The sequence below is a fragment of the Salinivibrio sp. MA427 genome (genome assembly GCF_001996115.1).
GTDB classification, from domain to species: domain Bacteria; phylum Pseudomonadota; class Gammaproteobacteria; order Enterobacterales; family Vibrionaceae; genus Salinivibrio; species Salinivibrio costicola.
Genome location: NZ_MUFH01000435.1, coordinates 1 through 1627, shown reverse-complemented (window position 1 = coordinate 1627; position 1627 = coordinate 1). Strand labels below are relative to the sequence as shown.

General features: G+C 42.7%; 2 protein-coding genes. Both read right to left on the bottom strand.

The window, feature by feature from the left end; translation table 11 throughout:
- A partial coding sequence (locus tag BZG79_RS15360; protein WP_108743318.1) for a KpsF/GutQ family sugar-phosphate isomerase occupies window positions 1-897 on the bottom strand: 897 nt, incomplete at its 3' end.
- A complete protein-coding gene (gene kdsB, locus BZG79_RS15355) occupies window positions 894-1625 on the bottom strand; it encodes a 3-deoxy-manno-octulosonate cytidylyltransferase (RefSeq protein ID WP_077774839.1) in 732 nt (243 codons plus the stop codon). The genes kdsB and BZG79_RS15360, both read right to left, overlap by 4 nt.
- Between the last annotated feature and the right edge of the window lie 2 nt (window positions 1626-1627).

Here is a 1627-nt window from a genome sequence, read left to right as displayed (position 1 = left end):
CTTATCTACCACCACTAATGACGTAACACCTTTTTCCGACATTAGATCATATGCTGTTTGAATGCTCGCACCGGAGGCTATGGTTAATGGTTGACTTGACGCAATATCCTGAGCTAGCAAGTCAAAAACACTCTTCCCTCTCGTTTCCATAGCACGACGCACATCTCCATCGGTTATGATTCCTAACTCTGAGTCGAGATTGACCAAGACTAAACCTAACTGACCTTTTGATATCGCATGAACGACTGCCGTGAAATCTGATTCTTTAGCGATGAAGGGAACGTCTGGAACCATCTCATCAGCGACTTTTGACAAGAGCCTGCGACCTAGGTTTCCTCCTGGGTGAAAACGCGCAAAGTTCTCAGGTTGAAAGCCACGTGCGCTCATTAAAGCCACGGTCAACGCATCACCCATGACTAAAGTCGCTGTCGTTGAGGCCGTCGGTGCAAGTTGGTATGGACAAGCTTCTTTGGGTACTGCTATATCTAAATGACAATGTGCATTTGTTGCTAATGTTGAGTTCTGATCACCAGTTATAGCAACGATATGATTGCCGTTATCTTTTAAGAAAGGTAGCAATTTCAAAACTTCATCGGTTTCGCCGGAATTAGAAATCGCAATAAAAACGTCTTCGGGCTGTACCATCCCTAGATCACCGTGAAAGGCCTCTCCCGGGTGCATAAAGAAACTCGGTGTACCCGTACTAGCAAACGACGCTGCCATTTTTTTACCAATAATGCCAGATTTCCCCATACCGCAGATAATCGTTCGTCCTGCTGTATTTAAAATCACCTCGACAGCGTAACGAAAGTCATTATCCAGCCGACTACTCATATGTCGTAGCCCTTCAACCTCTGTCTCAACGACTCTTTGCGCAATGCTGATTATATCCATCAGGTATTTTCCATTTTACTCTTTATTGATAAGTAATCTTCTTGAGTATCGACACCATGCGCTATATCACTATCAAACTGATACACTCCCAAAGACATCCCGTTAGATAGTGCTCTCAACTGCTCGAGTTTTTCATACCCTTCTAAAGGTGCTTCTCCGTATGAACAAAACTCTGCAAGTGCTAATACAGTATAAGCATAAATTCCAATGTGCCTGTACGCGTGAGAGTAGTCCAATGGATACTCTCGGTTATGAGGGCAAGCTGAACGGGTAAAATATAAAGCTCGGTTATTCAAGCCAACAATCGCCTTAACAACATTAGGATTACTAAGTTCCTTATAGCTTTCAATCGGTGTCACTACGGTCGTAATTGAAAATTCTTTTCTACTATCCGCAAAGTTAGCAAGTTCTCGAATCAATGCTGGCGGGACTAACGGCTCATCACCTTGAACATTAATGATAGTATCTTCATCATCCCAACCGAACTTTTTGACAACCTCATTTATTCTATCCGTACCGCTTTCATGCTCACTAGATGTCATCGTTACTGACAGGCTTAACGCTTCAGCCTTTTTGAAAATTCCATCGTTATCAGTTGCAATAATAATATCTTCAGATTTAAAGCCAGCCTCGAGACAACGTTGATGGACATGCCAAAACAGTGGCTTACCGTTTATTTCTAACAGCGGTTTTCCTTCAAGGCGAGAAGAACCATATCTACATGGAATAATTA